Origin of the sequence: Bartonella sp. AA1HLJMS (genome assembly GCF_042197445.1) — a bacterium.
Classification (GTDB): domain Bacteria; phylum Pseudomonadota; class Alphaproteobacteria; order Rhizobiales; family Rhizobiaceae; genus Bartonella.
Genome location: NZ_JBHIRW010000063.1, coordinates 1 through 5,256, shown reverse-complemented (window position 1 = coordinate 5,256; position 5,256 = coordinate 1). Strand labels below are relative to the sequence as shown.

Here is a 5,256-nt window from a genome sequence, read left to right as displayed (position 1 = left end):
CCCATATCTTAAGATTGACCCGTGACATAAGCCGCCCATTTATCCATATAGACACGGCGCTGTTCTAGATAGTCAGTGCGACGATAGGCACGCTCTACTTTGCCGCCAACTGTATGACTTAGAATAGTTTCAGCAACCTCATAGGGAGCATCGGTTGTTTCAGCAAGCCAATTGCGTAAACTAGAACGAAAACCATGCGGGCAGGCTTCAAGTTTATTGTCTCTCATATATTTTGCCATACAATTCTCAGCAAGGGGAGCACGACCGGAAAAAGACAGAATGAAATTACTTTTGGAAATACAACGGGCTTGTTTAATCACTTTTAGCGCTTCAGATGATAGAGGTACGCGAAATTCTGTTGTAGCGTCACGCAAACCTTTCATATTCTCAGCAGGAATAGTCCATACATCATCTTCAATCTGATCTTCACGAATATGACGCAAAGGGTTGGTACGAACGCCTGTCAGGATAAGCAAGCGCAAAGCCAGTTGTGTTATGTTTTGTGTTTTACAGAGTAACTGATAAAAGGCGGGAACATCTTTCCAATCCATTGCAGGTCTATTAGTGGTTTTATGACGTTGTTTACCTAAGAGCGCGCGTGCTTTTTCTGTTGCTTGTAAATCAACATCTAACCCTAATGCAGCCGCATGTTTGAGACAAAGATTAAGACGATTTAGTGCTTTCTCTGCTGTTGCAGCTTTTGTATGCCAGATAGGAGCAAGGGTATTGCGTATCTCTATTTGTGTAATCTCTGAAACGGGCAGACAGCCCAATTTAGGGAGAATATGAAGGCGTAATGGTAAAAACCAATCACAAGCTTTACCATCTCTTTTTAATTCAGCTTTACGGCTTTCAAAAGCATCTAAAGCAATGTTTTTTAAATAATGAAGATTACGCATTGCCTCACGCTTTTGTTTATCGCGTTCTTTAATGGGGTCACGACCCTCATGTAAAACAGCACGCCATTGGTTTGCCAATTCACGGGCTTTTTTTAAAGAGACATGTCTTAAGGCGCCCAAGCCCATTTCACGGCGCCGACCGTGAATGGTATAACGATAAAGCCATTGAGCACCACCATCTTTACGCTTATGGAGGATCAAGCCGGCACCATCATTATATTTGCCAGCTCCCAATGTTGCGACAGCCCTTGCGTTAAGACGATTCATAAGAACCATTTTCATTCCTTTCTTATACAGTTTTACCCACACGCCAGCCCCGCTTATGCCGTGCAAGCAAATGGGTTTGTTTGATTCAATATAAACAGACTTGAAATGAGAGAATCTTACGTTATTCGAGACTCTCATTCAACATACAAAACAGTGAATTATCATTATAAATCAGTGTGTTGTAGGTTTACAGAAAAAGACAAGCCGCCGCGTTTACCTTGGTTTATCAGGAGCCCCTTTGCTAATTTTTTATATTATTCAACGCCTATAACGGCAGGTCTGAATGACAGAGAGCATCATGAACATCATCTCATGGCAGAGAGGGTTGGTGGTGTTGAAACGCGCCCCGTTAATGTGAGTGTAATTTATGGGATCAAGACATGAGGAGTTGAAATGTCATTAAAACCGTTTGCGATATCAGAGATTAGCGACCCGTCTCAAGTACGGGTCGTTTTGTATTCTGGGGGAGGTTTTGTACATGCGCCGCTTACTGGCGTTTTTGATTTACTGAAAGCCGCTTTGAAAACAGAGCTTGATGGTTCACTGAAAGATTTAGAGAAGCGCTTAGAGACCTTAAGAGAAGAGTTTGAAGATTTGAAAGAGTGTTCATTGGATGAAGCCCTCTGAATGAAGGAATAAAGCAGATGAAGATACCCGATCATGAACATGAATATTTGATACCTGTTGCAACGAAAGAGGAAATCAGAGAAGGGACTTCTCAAGACAGCGTTGTTGTTCCGAAGCTTTTAGGGACGGCATCTTTGTATTCGTATGAAACCTTTGCGCCGTTAGAGCAGGTTGTTAATGCACGTCAAGAAGCAGAAAAAGCCATGTCGCGTGCGAATGGTGCGCAACAGGTTGCAGAAGAATCGAAGAGGGTTTCGGAACAAGCGCTTAGCGAAGTGACGAAAACAGTTCAAACAGCGACAACAGCGCTTACGACGTCTCATGAAGCGAAGGAAGAAGCTAAAGCAGCGACGACAACGGCTAGCCTTGCGAAAGAGACAGCGGATACAGCCAATGGCTTAGCAGAAGAAGCCAAGAATACTTCTGATGCAGCGAAGCGCATGGCAGAAGAGACAAAAGCAGCAGTCGATAGAGCCTCAGGGGAAATCAATAGTACGAAAGGTTCATTGGCTACGGCATTACAACGTTTTGAAGAGGTCAAACAGAGCAGTGAGAATGCTGTTAATTTATCGACCGAAGCCAAGAGGTTAGCCGATGAATCGAAGACCATTGCAACGCGTGCAGAACAAACAGCAAGAGAAGCTTCCCAAACAGCAACAGAGACGACGCAAGTAGCAGCGACGGCGGTAGCAACGTGTCATGAAGTTAAGACTGTAGCCATGCAAGCAAGTCTAAAGGCAGATGGAGCCAAACAGGCAGCCGATGATGCCAAGGATATTGCAGAACAAGCAAAAGAGTTATCAGAAGGTGCGACATCTTCTGTTACAGAACTCACAAAAACAGCCTCACAAGTACAAGCGGGAGTAGAGACAGCATTAACAGCTTCAAGAGAAGCCAAATCACAATCAGAGGCAGCTGTAAGCACGTCAGAAGAGGCGAAAGGTTTAGCGGAAAAAGCGAATACGGCATCTACAGAGGCGCAAAAGGCATCAGAACAGGCATTAAGAGAAGCGACTTCTGCGAAAACAACAGCGGGCGGGGCATCTAGTATAGCCAATGATGCGAAAGGGATTGCTGAGGCAGCTAAAACATTATCAGAAGAAGCAAAACGGTTGGCAGCAGCATCACAGGAGACAGCAGAAACAGCAAAGGCTAAAGCCGAAAGTGTAGAGGCAGTTGCGAATGAAGCAAAATCTACAGCGACTACAGCATTAACAGAAGCAAGAGAAGCTAAGAGTACGGCATCTGAGGCGAAGGGTTTGGCGGAGGAAGCGAAAAGCGCCGTTGATAAGGCGACAGGGAAAGTAGAGCAAGCTGTAAAAGAGGCTAGCGATGCGAAATCTAAAGCAGAAAATTTAGAGACTGTTGCGACTGAGGCGAAATCCACGAGTGAACAAGCAAGTCAAACCGCCTCTAGTGCAAAAAGCTTATCAGAAGAAGCAAAAGAAGAAGCAAGGAGCGCCAAAGCGACAGCCTTAGAAGCCAAAAGTGCGTTGGATAGTGCACAGACGAAAGCCGAGCAAGCGCAACAGAGTGCAACAGAAGCAACACGAATAGCCAACGAAGCGAAGGTAGCAGCAGAAGCATCGGTGCGTTCAGGAGAAACGGCAGGTGAAGCGAGTGTGGAGGCGTTGAAGGGTATAGCTACAGCAGCAAAGAGTAAAGCGGAAGCAGCAGAGAAGGTAGCAGAAGAAACGAAAGGTGCTTTGGATGGTCTAAAACAAGTAGCAGGTAGTGCGAAGTCTATAGCCGAAGAGGCAAAGAAGGTAGCTGATGGTGCACAAAAGAAGGCATCACAGGTAGAGACAGTAGCGGGTGAAGCTGAAAAGATAGCAAAAGAAGCCAAACAGACAGCGGGTTATGCTAACCATGAGGCGGCACAAGCGCGCAGTGAGGTAGAAAAGGCAAAAAGTACAGCTCATGAAGGATGGAGTAATGCCAATAAAGCGCAGGAAGTAGCAGGTGACGCTAAGACTATAGCAAGTTTAGCGCGGATGTATTCAGACGAAGCCAAGAAAAAAGCCGAAGCAGCAGACAACAAAGCTCATGAAGCGTGGAGTAATTCCCACAGCGCGAATGAAACAGCGAAGGACGCCAAGGTTATAGCAAGATTAGCGGAAACAGCAGGTGAAGAAGCCAAGAAAATAGCGGAGAAAGCCAATGACTACGCGTATGAAGCTAAGGGTGAAGTAGAGAAAGCCAAGGAAATAGCTAATAGTGCAAAATATGCAGCAGGAGAGGCGCAAAAGGCAGCTGAAACAGCGGGTAAAAAAGCCGCGTCTTTAGAAGCAGCCGCAGAAGAAGCACAAAAAATAGCAAAAGAAGCCAAACAGACAGCAGGTTATGCTAACCATGATGCGGAGCAAGCGCGTAGTGAGGTGGAAAAAGTAAAAAGCACAGCGAATGAAGCGTGGAGTAAAGCTTACGACGCGAATGAAGCAGCCAATAACGCTAAGACTATAGCAAGATTAGCAGAAATGGCAGGTGAAGAAGCCAAGAAAATAGCAGAGAAAGCCGATGACCGAGCGTATGAAGCCAAGAATGAAGTAGAAAAAGCCAAGGAAATAGCGAGTAATGCAAAATATATAGCAGGAGAGGCGCAGAGGGCAGCCGAAACAGCGGGTAAGAAAGCCGCGTCTTTAGAAGAAGAAGCGGAAGAGGCACAAAAAATAGCCAAGGAAGCCAAGGAGTCTGCTGGTTATGCAAGACATGATGCGACGCAAGCGCGTAGTGAGGTGGAAAATGCAAAAAGCACAGCGAATGCAGCGTGGAATAAAGCCCACAAAGCGAATGAAACAGCAGATAGTGCTAAGCTTACAGCAAGTTTAGCAGAAACGGCAGGCGAAGAAGCCAAGAAAAAAGCCGAGGCGGCAGATTCACAAGCCTATCAAGCCAAGAGCGAAGCCGAAAAAGCCAAGGAAGTAGCCGATAGAGCGAAAAGGACAGCAGAAGAAGCCAAAACAACCGCCGATACAATGAAGAAAGAGCTTAGTGGTATCAAGAGTTCTCTGGAAACAGCGACAACAGCTCATACAGTAGCTTCACAGGCAAAAGCGCTAGCGGAAGAGGTAAACAATTTACTGAAACAGTCCAATTTAACGGTTCTTTCAATTTCCACGCCGTTTCTTATTGCAACAGGGAAAAAACAACTCACATTGAAGAAAGGAACGCGTATAACCTTGGCATTAGGCAATGATACTTTGGTTGCAAGTTATACGGAAGATACAATAATAAACGTTTCTTCTATTTCGGCGGGGAAGGATTATTATGTTTATTTGGTTTCTGATGGAAGACAGTCTCATAAATTTGTTTTATCAGAAAACTCTACGTATCCAAGGAATTACACAGTGAGTAATTCGCGAAAGATAGGAGGGTTTCATACGCTTTGTGCGGATGTTGGTACGATTTCCGGTCATCCATTGTCTGGTTATAGAGCAGGGGATATTTTACCCAATTCAGTTTG

Annotated in this window: 3 protein-coding genes and 1 pseudogene; 3 read left to right on the top strand and 1 reads right to left on the bottom strand. The window is 45.1% G+C overall.

What is annotated here, in order from left to right; all coding sequences use genetic code 11:
• Positions 1 to 8 precede the first annotated feature (8 nt).
• A complete protein-coding gene (locus ACFIQE_RS08640) occupies positions 9 to 1,175 on the bottom strand; it encodes a tyrosine-type recombinase/integrase (protein ID WP_375707547.1) in 1,167 nt (388 codons plus the stop codon).
• A 177-nt stretch (positions 1,176 to 1,352) separates the two neighbouring features.
• On the opposite strand from ACFIQE_RS08640, the pseudogene ACFIQE_RS08635 reads away from it, so the two are divergent.
• The 3 genes and pseudogenes from ACFIQE_RS08635 to ACFIQE_RS08625 all read left to right on the top strand — a co-directional run.
• A pseudogene (locus tag ACFIQE_RS08635) lies at positions 1,353 to 1,550 on the top strand (phage tail protein); the annotation flags it as partial.
• A 9-nt stretch (positions 1,551 to 1,559) separates the two neighbouring features.
• Positions 1,560 to 1,793 (top strand): hypothetical protein, encoded by a 234-nt coding sequence (locus ACFIQE_RS08630; protein ID WP_375630375.1) that lies wholly within the window; start codon positions 1,560 to 1,562, stop codon positions 1,791 to 1,793.
• Positions 1,794 to 1,810: 17 nt separating this feature from the next.
• The coding region (locus ACFIQE_RS08625; protein WP_375707546.1) for a hypothetical protein at positions 1,811 to 5,256 on the top strand (3,446 nt) is incomplete at its 3' end.